We start from the raw sequence: 16549 nt of genomic DNA on the forward strand, positions 1-16549 counted from the left end.
CTACCACCGTAGAGCGCAGGGGCTCACGCGCTACCGCCAACGGGACCGTCGACAGTGTGATACCCACTCGGCCGTGCTTCACGCAGAGCAGCTGTGGCGGCCTGGACACGGGGGTCGGCCAGCAGCTCCTCCACACTGACGGGTAGCGGTATTCGCCAGTTCGGGTACTCATCGACCGTTCCCGGCAGGTTCGGCTGGCGCAGCTCGCCGACCGCGTCCTGGGGTGACGTGAGCAACAGTCGGCTGGCGGAGGTGGCCAGCAGCCGGTGCAGCGCCACGACCAGCTCGTCATCGGACGGGTTCGGCGGCAGCAGGCCGTGCTCGGACAGCGCGACGAGCATCTCGTCCCTGGCCTCGGCGGCCCGCGCGTACTCGCCGTCGGCGTCCACGACCAGGCCCAGCTCGGCCCTGACTCGCACGTTCTCGCCACGCAGGAAGCCTGCCGTCGTCGGCAGGTCGTGCGTCGAGATGCTGGCCATGGCCTCGACCGGCCAGTCCTTGGGCGCCAGCAGCGGCTGGCCCGGCGCGTCGTAGTCCCGCTCGAAGTACAGGACCGACGAGCTGAGCACGCCGCGGGCGTGCATGGCGTCGGTGACCGCCTCCGGCACGGTGCCGAGGTCCTCGCCGACCACCATCGCGCCTGCCAGGTGCGCCTCCAGCGCCAGGATGCCGAGCATGGCGTCGGCGTCGTAGTACACGTACGTGCCCTCGTTGGCAGGCCTGCCCGGGGGGATCCACCACAGCCGGAACAGCCCCGCGATGTGGTCGACGCGGATGCCGTCGGCGTGGCGCAGCACACTCCGGATGACGTCGCGGAAGGGCCGGTAGCCGGTTGCCGCGAGCCGGTCGGGTCGCCACGGCGGCAGGTTCCAGTCCTGGCCGAGCTGGCTGAACGCATCCGGCGGCGCGCCGACCCGGACGCGTGGGGCCAGCACGTCCTGCAGCGCCCAGGCGTCCGCGCCAGAGGGGTCCACGCCGACGGGCAGGTCGTGGACGATCCTCGCGTCGGTCCTCGCGCGGAGGTCGGTGAGCTGCTGCTCGCAGAGCCGCTGCAGCCAGGCGTGGAAGGCGATGCGGTCGGCCAGTTCGGTGTGCACGACCGCCGCGGTGTCCGGGCGGCGCAGGGGCGTGGGCCACTCGCGCCAGTCGCCGCCGTGGCGCTCGGCGATGGCGCAGAACGTGGCGAAGTCGCGCAGGTCGTCCGGCATGGGCTCGTGGACGCCCGGCCAGAGCAGCTCGAGTGCCGCGAGCTTCGCGGTCCAGACGGCGTCGTAGTCGATCAGGTCGGTGCTCGGCGGCGCGAGCGCCAGCACGGCCTCGCGGGTCGCCGCGTCCACCCGCGTGAACTCGTCTGTCTCCGTGACCCGCAGGTAGACGGGGTTGGCGAACCGGCGGCTCGACGGCGAGTACGGCGACCTGCGCACGGGCAGTGCCGGCGTGATGGCCTGCACCGGGTTGACCAGCACCACGCCCGCGCCGGAGAGCCGCGTGAACTCGCGGAGGTCCGCGTAGTCACCGATGCCCCAGGAGTCCTTCGAGTGGAGCGCGTACAGCTGCAGCATCCAGCCCCATGCCGGGGTGACGGCAGGCAGCCGACGCGGTGTGACGATCAGCTCCTGACCGTCATCGAGCTGGTGATACCCGATCGGGGGAGTGTCGGGGCCCTCCGTGACGACCTGGGTCGTCGACGGAGTGGGCGGCCCCATCTCGTCGAGTACCGCGCGTACGACGTCCTCCGCCACCTCGACACGTTGGCGGTCGGCGTTCTCATACCAGGTGGCAACTCCGCGCGCACGAGCGAGCGCACTCAGCTGTGGATCCATCCGGTAAGGATGTCAGCGCTCAGACAGACGCGCGCTGGTTGGGCACGTGGTGCAGGTCCTCGCGCGCGGCGAGCAGCGCGGACCTGGCGTGGTCCGCGTCGGCGTGGCGAAGACTGGCGCGGGCGTCGCGCACCTGGCGAACGGCGGGCGCGACCCGGCACGTCTCCCCGGCGGCGGCCGTCCAGGCGAGACCGGCGCGGAGAGCGTCGTCGAGGCGGGACAGGTCGGCTTCGTCGGTCAGGCCGGCGAGCACGGAGTCCACGGCCCGGCGAAGGCGCTCACCGGGCAGGGGTAACGGACGTTTCTGAATAGGAGTCACACGTCTTGCGGACTGCACGGACAGCTGCTGCTTGGTCACCGAGACCCTCCAACTTGGTTGGATACCGACAGGGCCCCTTCCGGTCCCACGGAAAACCCAACGTTTCCGATCCTCGCACTTCGGCGGGCCTCAGCACAGTGCGGAAACAAAGGTTTTGTGCGAGACACAAAGAGTTAACGCTCACGTCCCGTTGGCGGGTCGCCAACATGCGAGGCTGCCAAAACTGTGTTATGCCGCGTGGTTTCGCAGTGTCCGGCGCGACAGGTGATCGGCCTGCCGGGTCGTCTCCGGCAACCGGAAACGCGGTGCGAGGGTGAGCGACAGCGCACACGCCGTGTCCAGATCGATTCTGTGGCCGACGGACACGAAAACCGGTTTCACGCGTGGCTGGGTCCGAACTGCCGCGCCGACCTCCTCGCCGCCGTCGACCAGCGGGGTGCGTGCGCCGCGGGTGTCGGCCGGTGCCTCGTACTCCCCGATCGGGGTCTTGGCCACGCCGAACGTCGGCAGGCCCGTCTCCACGCCGAGGTGGCAGGCCAGACCGAAGCGGCGGGGGTGGCACAGGCCGTGCCCGTCCGCCACCAGCAGCTCCGGCGCCACGCTCAGCCCGCCGAGCGCCTCGAGCAGTGTCGGTAGCTCACGGAAGGCGAACAACCCCGGCACGTAAGGGAAACCGGCCTCGCCCACCGCCGTCGCCGACTCCAGGACCTCGCCCGTCGCCACCTCCACGGTCACGACTGCGGCGGCCACGAGCGGGGAGTCCGTCGCGTACGCCACGTCGAGGCCGGTGGCGGTGCGGGGAGCGAAGTCCGGCGGCGGCGTGGTGACGACGGACGGCGCGAGCGCGACCTGCAGTGCCACGGCCTCCTCGACCGAGGACGGCACCTTCACGGGACGGATCGGTTCTCGCGCGGCATCAGCGGGAGGCTACCGAAGGGCGCGTCGCCTCAGGCCACTTCCGGGTAGAGCGCGGACAGCGGACCCGACAGCGCGGCACGGACGGTGCGGGAGATGTCGTCGGCGACGACCTCCGGCTGACCCGCGTCGACGCCGTCGAGCAGCAGGTTCGCGATGACCGCGGGGTCGCTCTTCTGGACGTCCACGTGCGCGGCCATGTCGGTGTCCATGTAACCCACGTGCAGGGCCGTGACCTGCGTCTTCTGGTCGGCGAGGCGCACGCGCAGCGCGTTGGTGAGGGACAGCTCGGCGGCCTTGGCCGCGGAGTAGGCGTCGGAGAGCGGCGAGGAGAACCACGACAGGACGGACAGCACGTTGACGAGCGCGCCGCCGCCGTTCCCGGCGAGGACGGGAGCGAACGCGCGTGCCATCGACAGCGTGCCGAAGTAGTGGGTGTCCATCTCCAGCCTGATGTCGGCGAGGTCGCCCGCGACCAGCGACGCGTGCGTGCCGGAGCCGGCGTTGTTGATCAGGAGGTCGACGTCGGCGGCCAGGTCGGCGGCCGCGGCGACCTGCGCGGGGTCGGTGATGTCGAGCCGGACCGGGACGACGCCCGGCAGGTCGACGGACTCGGGCCTGCGGGCGGCGGCGTACACCCTGGCCGCACCGCGGTCGAGCAGTGCCGCGGCGATGCGGCGGCCGAGGCCCCGGTTGGCGCCGGTGACGAGGGCGGTCGCGCCGTTGATCTGCATCTCGTGCTCCTCATGTCTGGATTGGTATTTCCAAGCTAGCATGAGTTTGGTTTTCCAATCCAGAGGTATGATGGACGTCATGGAGACGCCGTGCTCGATCGCTCGAACCCTGGAGGTGCTCGGGGAGCGGTGGACGTTCCTGGTGGTGCGTGAGGCGCTGTCCGGGACGACCCGCTTCGCCGACTTCCGCGCCACGCTCGGGGTGGCACCCGACATCCTGACGAACCGGCTGAACACGCTGGTCGAGGCGGGAGTGCTGGAGCGGCGGCCCTACCGGGAGGAGGGGAAGCGGACGCGGCACGAGTACCACATGACGAAGGCGGGTCTCGACCTGCGCGTCGTGCTCGGCGCGCTGCAGCAGTGGGGTGACGAGCACCGTCCGTACTCGCTCGGCCCGACCGTGCTCCGCAGGTCGGTGGCCGACCGGCCGCTGCACGTGGCCTTCGTCGACGAGTCGGGGCGGGAGGTCCCGGCCGACGACGTGCGGTTCGTCCGCACCGCCGCCTATCCGACGTGAGACGCCGCGAGTCCCTCGTTCGGTGGGACTCGCGGCGAGTCAGGGCTCACGGGAGGGCCGGGGTCACGCGGCGGACCGGGGTGCGGTCGGGACGCGTGAGCCAGCGGCGCAGCCGCGACGGGTGGTCGCGCCGGGTGGCCGCCCGGGCCTCCTTGGCGAGAGCGGCGGCCCGTGCGCGCTCCAGCCGGTAGTTGATCTCGGCGGTGACGACTTCCTGGCTGAGGTTGTTCATGTCCTTCTCCTCGTCCGGCCGGCTGGTTTCGCCGACATGGAGAAGGTTCGTGCTGAGGCGGGCACCCGGGCATCGGACGATCACGTGCGAGTGGCCTTACCCCACCCCCTGAGGGCCCCGGGAACCTACGAGTAAGGGGGTAGGGCGAGCCATTCCGGCCAGCTGAGGTCCCTACCGACGTACCTCGGCCGGGTGAACGGCCAGGCGTGGCCGACCCAGCGTGGCACCAGGCTGTCGAGCGCTTCCTCGAGCGGCGTGCCGACGTGCGAGTCGACCACCCACCAGCTGATCTCCGCGTCCGCGCCGGCCTTCTCCGGCGGGTCGATGTACACGCAGCCGAACAACGCGGTCTCGGCCTGGTCGAGCAGGGCGTAGTTGAACGACTCGTGCGCCGCGATCTCGCGCTCGTGCCGGGCGAGGTCGGCGCGGTCCTCCTCGAGGGTCATGGTCGCGTCGGGCCAGCCCCACGCGGGGCCGAAGAGGCCCCACAGCCGTTCACGCGAGCCCATCACCGCGGGGTAGTCGATCTCCGTGTCGGCCGCCCGGATGGGGCGCAGGTGGAAACCGTCCGTGACGGGCACCGTCGTCGGGTGCGTGAAGTCGTCGGGCAGCCATGGCATGGCGGCACGCTACCTTTTCGCGGGCCTGGCCCGGACATGCATTTTCTCGCCCTGCTTGCCGAACAGGCTGAGGATCTCCACCGGGTGGTCGTCGGCGGAGCCGAACCAGTGGGGCAGGCGGGTGTCGAACTCGGCGGCCTCGCCGGGTTGCAGCGTGATGTCGTGGTCGGCGAGCAGCAGGCGGGCGCGGCCGGCCAGGACGTAGAGCCACTCGTAGCCCTCGTGGCTGCGCTGCTCGGCCGGGCGGCCTGCCGGAATGATCATCTTGTACGCCTGCAGCCCACCCGGCTGCCTGGTCAGGGGCACGATCGTGCGGTCGCCCTGCTTCACCGGCTCCAACCGGACGCGGGGGTCGCCCACCTTCGGGGCGCCGACCAGTTCGTCGAGCGGGACCTGGTGGGCGATCGAGATCGGCAGCAGCAGCTCGAGGCTGGGCTTGCGCTGGCCGGACTCCAGGCGCGACAGGGTGCTCTTCGAGATGCCGGTCGCCTCCGACAGCTCCACCAGCGTGACGTTGCGTTGGGTGCGCAGGCGCCGCAGGCGGGGACCCACCTCGGCGAGCGCGTTCGCGACGGCTTCGGTCATGTTCCCAGTATCGGCAACGAATGTTGTCGGCGCAGGGAAAGCGTCCCATTCTGGCCGTGGAGGTGATCGTCGATGTACGACGTGGTGATCGTGGGTGGAGGTCCGACGGGGTTGTCCGCGGCGCTGGTGCTGGGGCGGGCGCGGCGGAAGGTGGTCGTGGTCGACTCGGGGGAGCCCCGCAACGCGGCGGCACACGAGTCGCACGGGTTCCTGACCAGGGACGGCGTGCCGCCGGGGGAGCTGCTGCGGCTCGGTCGCGCGGAGGTGACCGGCTACGGCGTGGAGATCCTGTCCGACCGGGTCGTCTCCGCCGTCCCCGGCTTCGCGGTGACCCTTGAGTCCGGCACGGTGCTCCGGGCCAGGAAGCTGCTGGTCACGGCCGGTATCCGGGACGAGCTGCCGGACCTGCCCGGAGTGGCTGAGCTGTGGGGCGACCAGGTGCACTTCTGCCCGTACTGCCACGGCTACGAGGTCCGCGACGACCGGGTCGGGGTCGTCGCGGACGGGCCGATGGGCGTGATGAAGGCCGTGATGCTGCGGGAGTGGGCGCCGGACGTGGTGCTCTTCCCCGGCGACTACACGCCGACCGCCGACGAGGCCGCGCAGCTGGCGAAGCGCGGGATCGCGGTCGAGGCGGGCAAGGTCACCGGGCTGGCCGTCACGGACGGGCGGCTCACCGGCGTCGACCTGGCCGACGGCCGGACGGTCGAGCGCTCGGCGGTGTTCGTGAACCCGGTGTTCGTGCCGAGGGACACCCTGCTGAGGGACCTCGGCTGCGACCTGGACGACCAGGGCTGGGTGAAGGCGGACTCGGCCGGCCGCACGAGCGTCGAGGGTGTGTGGGCGGCGGGCAACGTCGTCGACCCGAGGGCGCAGCTGATCAGCTCGGCGGGCGCGGGCGCGACCGCGGCGGTGCAGATCAACCACGACCTGATCTTCGAGGCGTGACTAGTTCAACCCCTGGTTCAACCCCTCGATGAACGTCTTGAAGGGCCGCAGGTCGTCCGGGAGGTGGGAGACACCCGGCGCGTACTTCAGCCGCAGGCACACCCGGGTGGTCTGGTCGTCGATGCGGTGGAACGTCACCGCCGCGACGTGGCGGGGGCCGTTGACGGTGCGCCACGCGACCCGCTCGTCCGGGTGCTGCTCGATGATCTCGGCGTCGAACTCGCCGATCACGGTGTGCCAGTGGATCCTGGTCGGGGCGGTCCGCACGATCGAGTCCACGCCCGCCAGGAACCGGGGGTAGGACTCGAACCGGGTCCACTGGTGGTACGCGGCCCGCAGCGGCACCCTCACCTCGACCGACCGTTCGAACGTGGTCACCGTCAACCCCTCACGTAGTGCCGGCGAGCGCGGCCACCACGCCGTCGACCACCTCGGGGTGGCCGAGCGGCAGCGGTGCCTCCACGCGGTCGCTCGGGCCCGCGTGGCTGAGTGCGACCACACGTACCTCGACCCCGGTTCCGGAGAGCGAGGCCGTGTCCCCGTCGACGGGGTCGACCAGCAGCACCGAGGCGACGATGTGCGTGAACTGGCGTGCCATGGCGATGGCCACCTGGCACGCCTCACCGCTCGCCACGAGAGTCGCCCGGACGTCACGCTCCGAGAGCGTCTCGAGCACGTCCTCCAGCTCCTCGAGCGAGCTGGCGGGGGTCCTGCACCACGCCACCTGGAACCGATCTGTGAGCTTGTGCCAGGTGGGTGGCAGGTCGTGCTTCGCGGCGCCCGCCGGGTCGACCACGACCAGCGCCGGACCGTCCTCGAGACCTGCCCACACGACCGCCGCGCCGTCGGCACGCGGGCCACTTCTCTCGAACTCTCGCATGCGTACGGGTTACCGCCCGACGCACCGGACAAACGTCATTCGCGCACGACCTCGATGGGCGGCTTGTCGGTGCGCATCCCGCCGAAGCGCGGATGGCGCAGCCTGCCCTCGCGGGTCCACTCGCTGAAGCCGACCTGCACGACCAGCTCGGGGCGGATCCAGTGCGCGGTCGGCTCCGGCACCTTGTCCACGAACGGGGACTCCTCCTGCGCCATGGCGTCCATGCGGGCACGTAACTCACGCAGGGTCGCGTGGTCGTAGCCGGTGCCGACCTTTCCCGCGTAGCGGAGCACGCCGTCCTCGTGGTAGCCGACGATCAGCGCGCCGAAGCCGGCCCGCGAACCCTGCGGCTCGGTGAACCCGCCGACGACGAACTCCTGGGCACGCAGGCACTTGAACTTGAGCCAGTCCGCGGAACGGCCGCCGCGGTAGGGGGAGTCGGCACGCTTGGCGATCAGGCCCTCCCAGCCGTGGTCGCACGCGTACCGGTAGTACGCCTCGCCCTCGCGGTCGCGGTGCTCGGCGAACTGGAGCGCGCCGCCGAACCGGAACGCGGTGCGCAGGATCGACTTGCGCTCCCGCAGGGGCCGCCCGGTGAGGTCGATCCCGCCCAGGGACAGCAGATCGAACAGGTAGTAGAAGACGGTGTCCCCGTCGCGGACGATCTCCCCGTCGGTGATGAAGTGGGTCCCGCCCGCCGCGGCGAGCGCCTCCGCCAGCTCGGGGTACGCGTCGTCGAGCCGTTTGTGGTTGCGGGACCACAGTTGTGGCCGCCAGCCGTCGCGGATCGACATGGCGCGCACGCCGTCCAGCTTTCGCTCGAAGACCCAGTCGTCGTCGGAGAAACGGCGATCGGTCGGGGTGGCGAGCATCAACTCGGGCGGCTCGATCATCTCTCGTCTCGGTGATCGTCGAATGTGCAAATTGCATACCCAGAGTTGCGGATTCTAAACCGTCATTGTGAGGCCCGTACAGCGACCCGCCGTAAAGCCGCCGACCTGGGATTTCTAGACGTTGGGAAGTCGTCCGCCCCGGAACGCGTCCACGAAGAGTTTGTGATCATCGCGGGTCTGCTGCGCGTAGGACATCGCGAAGTCGGTCAGCGACCGGACGAACTCCGCGTCGTCCGTGATCACCGCCGCGATGGCCTCCTCGCTCTGGAAGTCGACGAGCGTCTGCTCGGAGTCGGAGTCCGAGACGCAGTGCATCTTCGCGGTGGCACGGCCGAGGTAGTCGAGCACCGGGTCCATTTCGGACGGTTCGGTGAGCTCGGACCAGTCGAGGTCGCTTGAGTACGGCGAAAGCTCGCTGACCACGAAACCCTTGTCGCGTACCGTGGTGTGGCCGAGCCACGGGTCGGCGTGCGCCTGCAGTGCCCGCTGCGACACGGCCGTCCGGTGGCCCTCGTTCTCGAAGTACCCCCTGATCCGGTCCTCGTCGACGATCCGGCTCGGCGCGGGCACGTTGCCCTGTTTCATCGACAGCACGACGTCGTTCTCCAGCGCCTGGGTGTGCCCCTCGACGAGCACGTTGTACGCGGGCAGCCCGGCCGACCCGATGCCGAAGCCGCTGCGACCGACCATGTCCTTGACGAAGTAGGTGTTGCCGCCGAACCTTTTCGACGAAGGTATGCTGTCCAAATAGGACTCGAAGGCGGCCGAGGCCAGCTCCCGCTCGTCCTCCTCCAGCGCCCGGACGCCCGCGCCGTGCGCGAACCGCCGCTCGTACTCGTCGACCGACGTCATCGAGTCGAGCAGGTCGATCCGCGTGCGCAGCCTGGCCCGCAGGAGCACCTCGTGCAGCACGCCCTCCGTGCTGTCGAGGTTGAGCCGCACGCCCTCGTCACCGGGGTTGTCGGCGAACGACCGCACCTGCCGCACGTACGCCTTCAGGTAGGTGCCGATCAGGTGCGCGATGTCGTCGTCTGAGATCGCCTTGCTCCACGCCATCAGCGCGACGCTCGCCACGAGCCGCTTCAGGTCCCACGTGAAGCAGCCGAGGTAGGCCTCGTCGAAGTCGTTCACGTCGAACACGAGCGTGCCGGAGGAGTCCATGTAGGTGCCGAAGTTCTCCGCGTGCAGGTCGCCCTGGATCCACACGCGGCTGGTCCGCTCGTCGGCCCACGGGTCGGTGTCCTCGGCCATGTCGGCGTAGAACAGGCACGCCGAGCCCCGGTAGAAGGCGAACGGCGCCGCCGCCATCTTCCGGAACTTCCGCCGGAACGCCACCGGGTCGGCACGCATCAGCTCGTCGAACGCCTCGACCAGCACCTCCACGATCCGCGCCTGCCGCGCGTCCTCGCCCCGCTCCGAGATCAACCCCAAGACACCGTCCACACCGACAACCTTGCCAGAGGAGATCAAGGGCCGCGTCGGCCAGAAGGGTTCGCCGGAGGCGCCGCGCGACGGTCGGGTCCACTTGGGACGGTGAGCTAGAACAACGTGCCGCGCACGTCCGAGCTGACCGGGAGCACGGACAGCATCCCTGTCACGGCGAGGGGGCGCAGCACCGCGTGGGTCTGCGCGACCAGGCGCAACCGCGCGCCGCGGGCGGTCAGGGCCGCGTTCGCGTCGAGCAGGGCGGTCACGCCGCTGCACCCGAAGAACGTCACCCGGGACAGGTCACACACGAGCAGTCGCACGGCGTGGTCGGCCGCCTGCGGCAGGAGCACGGCACGCAGTGACGGCACCGTGGCGATGTCGACCTCGCCGGACACCGTCACCAGTGCCACGCCGTCCCCAACTGGTCTTACCCCCACGTCGAGCAGGGGTCTTCTCCGCAACGCGTCAGCCATCGGTGCCTCCACACACGCTGGAAACACGGCTGACTTCGTAACCGTGGACAAAACCTGCGCAAGGCTATCAAGCGGTCTTGCCACGGCCTCCTCGCGCACTCAGAATCCGGAGATGCCCAACGACATCCTGACCGTGGCGAGCGAGCTCGCCGAGATCACCCGACTCGTCGAGGCCGACGATTTCGGGTCGAGCACGGCGCAGTTCGTCAACCGGATCGTGGCGACGATCCCCGGTTGCGACGACGCGCTCATCACGGTCCGGTCGACGGCCGGGGTCGAGACCGTCCACTCCAGCGGTGACCTGGGGTTCGACCCGCTGACGCCCGGCCCGATCGTCGAGGCGGTCACCTTCAGGGAGCCCCGGCTGCTCGGCGACGTGGTGTCCGACCAGCGCTGGCCGTCGTTCGCGACCCAGCTCGTCAACGCCGGCTACCTCAGCTGCCTGACGCTCCCGCTGTCCACACGCGGCGACGAGTCGGCGGTCCTCACCCTCCTGTCCCGACAGGCGGACCAGTTCGGCGAGTCGTCCTATGACATCGTGTTGCTCCTCACGGTGCACGCCGGGGTGGCCTTCGACAACGCGTCGATCTACCACGACCACGTCGCGCTCGTGGCCCAGCTGCGCACCGCCCTGCGTACCCGCTCGCTCGTCGGCCGTGCGCAGGGCCTGGTCATGCGCGAGCGCGGCTACGACTCCGACACCGCGTTCGAGCTGCTCAAACGACTCTCCCAGAACAACAACGTCAAGCTCCGCGACCTCGCGGCACAGATCGTGGACGCACACGAGAACGGCAGCTTCGAGGCGCTGGTCAAGGAGCTGACCTGACCTCAGGCGGCCTGTGCGAGCGGCGGCTTGCCGAGGTGGTCCTCGAGGTGGTCGGCGGCCGTGTCCGGCGCGCCGGCCGCGTCGATCACCGTGGCGAGCCGCCGGGCCGTGGCCAGCGTCGGCTCGTCGGTCCGCAGCCATTCGACCCGCTGCCGCAGCTGCTCGCCGAGCAGCTCCTCCAGCACGGCGAGCCTGCCGATGCCCAGCGCCACGACCTGCTCGGCGTTCGCCGTCTCCTCCGCGCTCTTCGGCGCGAGGAGCATCGGCACGCCTGCCCGCAGCGCGGCACTCACGGCGGGTAGCCGCCCGTCGGTCAGGAACACGTCGGCGTGCGGCAGGCCCGCGAACCGGGTCGAGTCACCGACCACGACCTGCCACTCGCTGTCGCCGAAGGCGCGGACCAGCGGTCCGATCGGCGGCCCGTCGACCAGCAGCACCGGCCGGCGGCCACCCGGGCGCCACGGGTCGTGGACCGCGCCACGCGGCCCGGGGAGTGCGAACACGTACGCGCTGTGCGACCGGTCGCCGGGCCAGTCGTAGCCGGCGGGCAGGTTCGTCCCGGCCACCACGACCGGCACGCCCCAGCCGCCGCCCAGCTCCGTCGCGGCGCCTGCCGTCCGCGGGTCCGCGACCACGGCGTCCACCCGGCCGCGTGCCCGGAAGACCGGCATGTCGGGCAACTCGCGCTCGCTGCGGCCGAAGCGCAGGATCCGCACGCCGGGACCGGCGGACTCGTCGACATAGGGGTCGCCGGACGCGAAGGTCACCTGGTGGCCGCGGCGGCCGAGCTCCTCCGCGAGCCGCAGCGTCGGGTACAGGTGCCCCCGGTCGGGCCGGCTGAGGAAGAGGAGGTGCATGTCGAAACGCTAGGGCGCGCCGGTCGAGGTGGACTCAAGACGAGGTGGAGCCGGGTGACCCGGCCTCCGCTACCGGCGACCCCGTGCGCACGGACTGTCATCAACCGGTGTGACCAACCGGACATAACGGTCGGCATGGCGGGCGCGTCGGCATGGCCCCCGGATAGTGTCGGGACGTGGGAGCGGACCGGAGCGCCTGGCTGAGCTGGACCTTCGTCGTTCCCGTTCTCGGTGTCGTGGCGCTCGCGGCGGCCTGGGGACGCGACCTCGGGACCGTTCTCGTCGTGCTCGTGGCCGTCGTGCTGGCCGGGGGCGTGCTCGCCGCGGTGCACCACGCCGAGGTGGTCGCGCACCGGGTGGGGGAGCCGTTCGGGTCGCTCGTGCTGGCCGTCGCGGTCACGGTCATCGAGGTGGCGCTGATCGTCACGCTCATGGTGTCGGGAGGGAAGGACTCGGGGTCGCTGGCGAGGGACACCGTGTTCGCCGCGCTCATGCTGTCCACCACGGGCATCGTGGGGCTCTCGCTGCTGGTCGCCGCGCGGCGCTTCCACGTGACGTTGTTCAACGCGGAGGGCAGCGGTGCCGCGCTCGCGACCGTCGCGACCCTCGCCACGCTCAGCCTGGTCCTGCCGACCTTCACGACGAGCCAGCCCGGCGCGGAGTTCTCACCTGCGCAGCTGACGTTCGCCGCGCTGGCGTCGCTCGCCCTGTACGCGATGTTCGTGCTGACACAGACCGTGCGGCACCGGGACTTCTTCCTGCCGGTCGCGCAGAACACCGAGCAGAACGACGCCGAGGAACACGCCCCGCCACCCACGACGCGGGCCGCGCTGACGAGCCTCGGGCTGCTGCTCGTGTCGCTGGTCGCCGTGGTGGGCCTCGCCAAGGTCGAGTCGCCCGCGATCGAGGACGCCGTCGCGGCCGTGGGGTTCCCGCCGTCGTTCGTCGGCGTGGTGATCGCGGTTCTCGTGCTGCTGCCCGAGACCCTCGCCGCGGTGCGTGCCGCGCGACGGGGGCGGGTCCAGACGAGCCTCAACCTCGCCTACGGCTCCGCGATGGCGAGCATCGGCCTCACCATCCCGACCATCGCGCTCGCGTCGGTCTGGCTCGACGGCCCGCTCGTGCTCGGGCTCGGGCCGACGCAGCTGGTGCTGTTCGTGCTGACGATGGTGATCAGCGTGCTGACGATCGTGCCGGGCCGGGCCACCCGCCTGCAGGGCGGCGTGCACCTGGTGCTGCTTGCCGCGTTCCTCTTCCTGGCCGTCAGTCCCTGAGCAGCGCGGCCACGGCGTCGACCACGACCTCGCGCCGCCGCTCGAGCGGGATGGCCTCGATGTGGGCGCCGACCTCGGGTGTCACGGCACTCCACAGCGACGCCAGGTGCACGACCAGCGCCAGCAGCTCCACCGGCGAGTACCGGGTGGAGACGAGGCCGTCCTCCTGCGCCTTCGTGATGGCCGCGATCTTGTCGCGGGTGCTCGCCACGACCACCTCGACGGCCGCGTAGCCCTCGCCCTCCAGGCGGTACCACTTCGCGAGCCGCTCCTTGACCGGGTCGTCGACGAACCGGTCGAACAGCCTGCCCGCGTACCCGGGCAGGTCGGTGGCGTCGATGGGGGCCTGGCTCATGGTGTCGTTCGCCAGCTCGCTCATCACCGCCTCGAACAGGCCGTCCTTGTTCGTGAAGTAGTGGTAGATCTGCGCCTTGTTGCTGCGTGCCTCTGCGGCGATCCGGTCGACCCGCGCGCCCGCGATCCCGTGCTCGGCGAACTCCCTGGCCGCCGCGTCGAGCAGCCGCCGCCGCGTCGCCTCCGCGTCACCAGCCATCCCGCCACGATACCTGACTAACCGTCTAGTTGACAGCCGACCCGCTGCGTGCTTCTCTGGAGTGCAGAAGCTAACCAACTAGTCAGTTAGGAACGATCATGTCGAAGGTCTTCCTCGTCACCGGCAGCTCACGCGGCCTCGGCCGCGAGATCGCGGAGACGGTGCTCGCCGCGGGCCACTCGCTCGTCGCGACCGCCAGGAAGCCGGAACAGCTGGCCGACCTCGCCGGCCGGTACGGCGACCGGGTGGCGACCGTGGCACTGGACGTCACCGACCAGGCGGCGGCCGCCGAGGCGGTGCGGGTCGCGGTCGAGGAGTTCGGCAGGCTCGACGTCGTGGTCAACAATGCCGGCTACGCCAACACCGCGTCCGTCGAGGACATGACGGCCGAGGACTTCCGCGCGCAGGTCGACGCGAACCTGTTCGGGGTGGTCAACGTCACCAAGGCCGCGCTGCCGGTCCTGCGGGAGCAGGGCGGTGGGCACATCGTCCAGGTGTCGTCGGTCGGTGGCAGGGTGACCACACCCGGCCTGTCGGCCTACCAGGCGGCGAAGTTCGCGGTCGGCGGGTTCTCGGAGGTGCTCGCGCAGGAGGTCGCGCCGCTCGGCATCAGGGTCACGGTCCTCGAGCCCGGTGGCATGCGGACCGACTGGGCGGGCTCGTCCATGACCGTCCACCCGGTGTCGCCCGCCTACGAGCCGACCGTCGGCCGCGTGAACGCGTTGCGGGACAAGCTGATGGGTCAGGCCGCGAGCGACCCGGCGAAGGTCGCGGACGTGGTGCTGGAGGTGGTGGAGCTGGACGACCCGCCGGTGCGCCTGCTGCTCGGCAGCGACGCGGTGGCGTTCGCGTCGTCGGTGGAACGGGCACGGGCGGACGCGGACGAGCGGTGGCGCGAGCTGTCGGTGTCCACGGACTACGCCGACCTGACCGACTCCAACATCGACCCGTTGGGCACGCTCCGGGGATAGGGTTCGGAAATGATCCATGTGGCTCTGTTGCGCGGCATCAACCTCGGCTCGAGGCGTCGCGTCGCGATGGCGGACCTGCGGTCGTGGCTGACCGACCTCGGGTACGAGAACGTGCGCACGTTGCTGCAGAGCGGGAACGCTGTGTTCGAGACCGGCAGGAAGCCGGCCACGGTGCGCAGGGAGCTGGAGTCGGCGCTCGCCGAGGGCGCCGGCTTCACTGTCGACTGTGTACTACGCACCGGGCCGGAGCTGCGTGCCGTGGTCGAGGCGGACCCCTTTCGCGACGTGGTCACCGATCCCACCCGGTACGCCGTGTCCTTCCTGGACGGACCGGGGGACTGGCCGGAGATCGACCCGGCGGAGTACGAGCCGGAGCTGGTGCACCTCGCCGAGCGCGAAGCCTATTTCTGGCTGCCGGGCGGCTTCCAGAAATCCAGGCTGATGGCCGCGTTCCCCACGAGGAAAGGCCAGGTGGCCACGGTCCGCAACTGGAACACGGTCACGAAACTCCTGGCGATGGCGGAGGCGTAGTCCAAGCCGGGACCGACTGGTCGGACCATGCCGCCCGATTCTGGTCACCGCGATCTCGTCTCTACCATCACTTGCCATGTCCGGTCTCAGCTTGTTGACCCTCAACATCGGCAGCCCGTCGGAAGAACGTGCCCACCGGCAGCTGGCGTGGCTCGCCACCAGGCACGAGGACGTCCTCGTGCTGACCGAGACCAGGACGAGTGACGGCTGCCAACACCTGGCCGACGCGTTCCGGACCGCCGGATACGCCGTCCTGTACCCGAAACCGGCGCCGACCGAGTGTGGCGTGATGGTAGTCAGCAAACTTCCGGTCCAAGCCGACCCGATCGGCAAACTCGTGTCATATCTACCCGATCGGGTGACAGGGGTAATGATTTCCACCCAGGCGGGCCTTGTTCGCGTGCTGGGCACCTACGTCCCGACCAGGGACGCGACCGCGGAGAAGACGGAACGCAAGCGGCGCTTCCTTTCCGAGTTCTCCGCCGCGCTCGGCACGCCGGGACTCGCCGAGGCGGGCACGCAGACCGTGCTGCTCGGCGACCTCAACATCGTCGAGCCGGACCACGAGCCGGTGTACACGTCGTTCCGGTGGTTCGAGTACGACTTCTACCGGGGCCTCACGGACAAGCACGGGCTCGTCGACGCCTTCCGCCACCTGTACCCAGAACAGGTCGAGCACAGCTGGATCGGCCGCTCCGGCGACGGTTACCGCTACGACCACGCACACTGCAGCAAGGCGCTGGCCGAGGACCTGGTCGAGTGCGAGTACGTGCACGAGCCGAGGACCACGCGGCTGACCGACCACTCAGGACTGTCGCTGCGTTTCGGTTGTGGGGTCGGCAGTCGGCTCGACACCTGCGACCCCTTCGAGGCGGCTATGCCGCCGACCCTGTTCTAGGAAGGTGACATCAGCTTGGCGGCACGCCGCCGTGCGAGAACTGCCTGCCTGTGCATGCGCACGGCCTCGGTCCCGGCCAGGTCACCCGCGAGGCGGTCGAGCAGGTGGGCCTTGCGGCTGTACCAGTCGGCGACCTCGTGGACGCCGGCGCGTGGGCCGGGCACTGCCCGCATCACGATGCCCATCTCTTCCAGCGTTGTCATGGGAAAAGTGTGACTCCGGTCACCAATTACCCACCAGTGTCCGGGAACTCAGTGCGCGGTTAATGCCCC

At 70.4% G+C, this 16549-nt stretch carries 22 protein-coding genes; 7 read left to right on the forward strand and 15 right to left on the reverse strand.

Annotated features, from left to right (window positions below; all coding sequences use genetic code 11):
• Window positions 1–23: 23 nt before the first annotated feature.
• The 4 genes from malQ to CLV71_RS11665 all read right to left on the reverse strand — a co-directional run bounded on the left by malQ (window position 24) and on the right by CLV71_RS11665 (window position 3791).
• A complete protein-coding gene (malQ, locus tag CLV71_RS11650; protein WP_133902715.1) occupies window positions 24–1823 on the reverse strand; it encodes a 4-alpha-glucanotransferase in 1800 nt (599 codons plus the stop codon).
• Window positions 1824–1842: 19 nt separating this feature from the next.
• Window positions 1843–2181, reverse strand: a complete 339-nt coding sequence (locus tag CLV71_RS11655) for a hypothetical protein (RefSeq protein ID WP_133902716.1) — start codon at window positions 2179–2181, stop codon at window positions 1843–1845.
• Window positions 2182–2370: 189 nt separating this feature from the next.
• A complete protein-coding gene (locus CLV71_RS11660; protein ID WP_424923873.1) occupies window positions 2371–3033 on the reverse strand; it encodes an endonuclease V in 663 nt (220 codons plus the stop codon).
• A gap of 56 nt (window positions 3034–3089) precedes the next feature.
• A complete protein-coding gene (locus CLV71_RS11665; RefSeq protein ID WP_133902718.1) occupies window positions 3090–3791 on the reverse strand; it encodes an SDR family oxidoreductase in 702 nt (233 codons plus the stop codon).
• Between the two features lie 79 nt (window positions 3792–3870).
• On the opposite strand from CLV71_RS11665, the gene CLV71_RS11670 reads away from it, so the two are divergent.
• Window positions 3871–4308: a winged helix-turn-helix transcriptional regulator gene (locus CLV71_RS11670; RefSeq protein WP_243866378.1), complete on the forward strand. Its 438-nt coding sequence runs from the start codon at window positions 3871–3873 to the stop codon at window positions 4306–4308.
• 46 nt (window positions 4309–4354) lie between these two features.
• Here CLV71_RS11670 and CLV71_RS11675 read toward each other — a convergent pair whose 3' ends face one another.
• The 3 genes from CLV71_RS11675 to CLV71_RS11685 form a co-directional block, all read right to left on the reverse strand.
• Window positions 4355–4540, reverse strand: a complete 186-nt coding sequence (locus CLV71_RS11675; protein WP_133902719.1) for a hypothetical protein — start codon at window positions 4538–4540, stop codon at window positions 4355–4357.
• A 125-nt stretch (window positions 4541–4665) separates the two neighbouring features.
• On the reverse strand, window positions 4666–5160 hold the full coding sequence (locus tag CLV71_RS11680; protein WP_133902720.1) for a GNAT family N-acetyltransferase: 495 nt from the start codon (window positions 5158–5160) through the stop codon (window positions 4666–4668).
• 9 nt (window positions 5161–5169) lie between these two features.
• Window positions 5170–5745, reverse strand: coding sequence for a helix-turn-helix domain-containing protein (locus CLV71_RS11685; RefSeq protein ID WP_133902721.1), 576 nt, complete (start codon window positions 5743–5745; stop codon window positions 5170–5172).
• Window positions 5746–5817: 72 nt separating this feature from the next.
• Between CLV71_RS11685 and CLV71_RS11690 the strand changes: the two genes are divergently transcribed.
• Window positions 5818–6693 carry an NAD(P)/FAD-dependent oxidoreductase gene (locus tag CLV71_RS11690; RefSeq protein WP_133902722.1) on the forward strand — a complete coding sequence of 292 codons (876 nt, stop codon included), beginning with the start codon at window positions 5818–5820 and terminating at the stop codon, window positions 6691–6693.
• Here the strand turns inward: CLV71_RS11690 and CLV71_RS11695 are convergent, their stop codons facing one another.
• The 5 genes from CLV71_RS11695 to CLV71_RS11715 form a co-directional block, all read right to left on the reverse strand.
• Window positions 6694–7071 carry an SRPBCC family protein gene (locus CLV71_RS11695; RefSeq protein WP_133902723.1) on the reverse strand — a complete coding sequence of 126 codons (378 nt, stop codon included), beginning with the start codon at window positions 7069–7071 and terminating at the stop codon, window positions 6694–6696. It lies immediately after the preceding gene.
• A 10-nt stretch (window positions 7072–7081) separates the two neighbouring features.
• Window positions 7082–7573 carry a hypothetical protein gene (locus CLV71_RS11700; RefSeq protein WP_133902724.1) on the reverse strand — a complete coding sequence of 164 codons (492 nt, stop codon included), beginning with the start codon at window positions 7571–7573 and terminating at the stop codon, window positions 7082–7084.
• Between the two features lie 35 nt (window positions 7574–7608).
• Complete coding sequence (locus CLV71_RS11705; protein ID WP_243866379.1) at window positions 7609–8466, reverse strand: ATP-dependent DNA ligase; 858 nt, start codon at window positions 8464–8466, stop codon at window positions 7609–7611.
• A 114-nt stretch (window positions 8467–8580) separates the two neighbouring features.
• Complete coding sequence (locus CLV71_RS11710; protein WP_133903241.1) at window positions 8581–9816, reverse strand: DUF2252 domain-containing protein; 1236 nt, start codon at window positions 9814–9816, stop codon at window positions 8581–8583.
• Window positions 9817–10004: 188 nt separating this feature from the next.
• The gene (locus CLV71_RS11715) at window positions 10005–10367 is read right to left on the reverse strand and encodes an anti-sigma factor antagonist (RefSeq protein ID WP_133902725.1); all 363 of its coding nucleotides are present in this window, start codon (window positions 10365–10367) and stop codon (window positions 10005–10007) included.
• A 112-nt stretch (window positions 10368–10479) separates the two neighbouring features.
• On the opposite strand from CLV71_RS11715, the gene CLV71_RS11720 reads away from it, so the two are divergent.
• Complete coding sequence (locus CLV71_RS11720; RefSeq protein ID WP_133902726.1) at window positions 10480–11193, forward strand: GAF and ANTAR domain-containing protein; 714 nt, start codon at window positions 10480–10482, stop codon at window positions 11191–11193.
• A 2-nt stretch (window positions 11194–11195) separates the two neighbouring features.
• Here the strand turns inward: CLV71_RS11720 and CLV71_RS11725 are convergent, their stop codons facing one another.
• The gene (locus tag CLV71_RS11725) at window positions 11196–12050 is read right to left on the reverse strand and encodes a glycosyltransferase (protein ID WP_133902727.1); all 855 of its coding nucleotides are present in this window, start codon (window positions 12048–12050) and stop codon (window positions 11196–11198) included.
• A 176-nt stretch (window positions 12051–12226) separates the two neighbouring features.
• Here CLV71_RS11725 and CLV71_RS11730 point away from each other — a divergent pair, with 176 nt between their 5' ends.
• Window positions 12227–13324: a calcium:cation antiporter gene (locus CLV71_RS11730; RefSeq protein WP_133902728.1), complete on the forward strand. Its 1098-nt coding sequence runs from the start codon at window positions 12227–12229 to the stop codon at window positions 13322–13324.
• Here the strand turns inward: CLV71_RS11730 and CLV71_RS11735 are convergent.
• On the reverse strand, window positions 13314–13877 hold the full coding sequence (locus CLV71_RS11735) for a TetR/AcrR family transcriptional regulator (protein ID WP_133902729.1): 564 nt from the start codon (window positions 13875–13877) through the stop codon (window positions 13314–13316). The two genes, CLV71_RS11730 and CLV71_RS11735, sit on opposite strands and share 11 nt — an antisense overlap.
• A gap of 98 nt (window positions 13878–13975) precedes the next feature.
• Between CLV71_RS11735 and CLV71_RS11740 the strand changes: the two genes are divergently transcribed.
• From CLV71_RS11740 to CLV71_RS11750, 3 genes are all read left to right on the forward strand, one after another.
• Window positions 13976–14848, forward strand: a complete 873-nt coding sequence (locus CLV71_RS11740) for an oxidoreductase (RefSeq protein WP_133902730.1) — start codon at window positions 13976–13978, stop codon at window positions 14846–14848.
• A 9-nt stretch (window positions 14849–14857) separates the two neighbouring features.
• A complete protein-coding gene (locus CLV71_RS11745) occupies window positions 14858–15379 on the forward strand; it encodes a DUF1697 domain-containing protein (RefSeq protein ID WP_133902731.1) in 522 nt (173 codons plus the stop codon).
• 76 nt (window positions 15380–15455) lie between these two features.
• Window positions 15456–16277, forward strand: a complete 822-nt coding sequence (locus CLV71_RS11750; protein WP_133902732.1) for an endonuclease/exonuclease/phosphatase family protein — start codon at window positions 15456–15458, stop codon at window positions 16275–16277.
• Here CLV71_RS11750 and CLV71_RS11755 read toward each other — a convergent pair.
• Window positions 16274–16480, reverse strand: a complete 207-nt coding sequence (locus CLV71_RS11755) for a hypothetical protein (protein WP_133902733.1) — start codon at window positions 16478–16480, stop codon at window positions 16274–16276. The two genes, CLV71_RS11750 and CLV71_RS11755, sit on opposite strands and share 4 nt — an antisense overlap.
• Between the last annotated feature and the right edge of the window lie 69 nt (window positions 16481–16549).

This window comes from Actinophytocola oryzae (genome assembly GCF_004364325.1).
Lineage (GTDB): Bacteria > Actinomycetota > Actinomycetes > Mycobacteriales > Pseudonocardiaceae > Actinophytocola > Actinophytocola oryzae.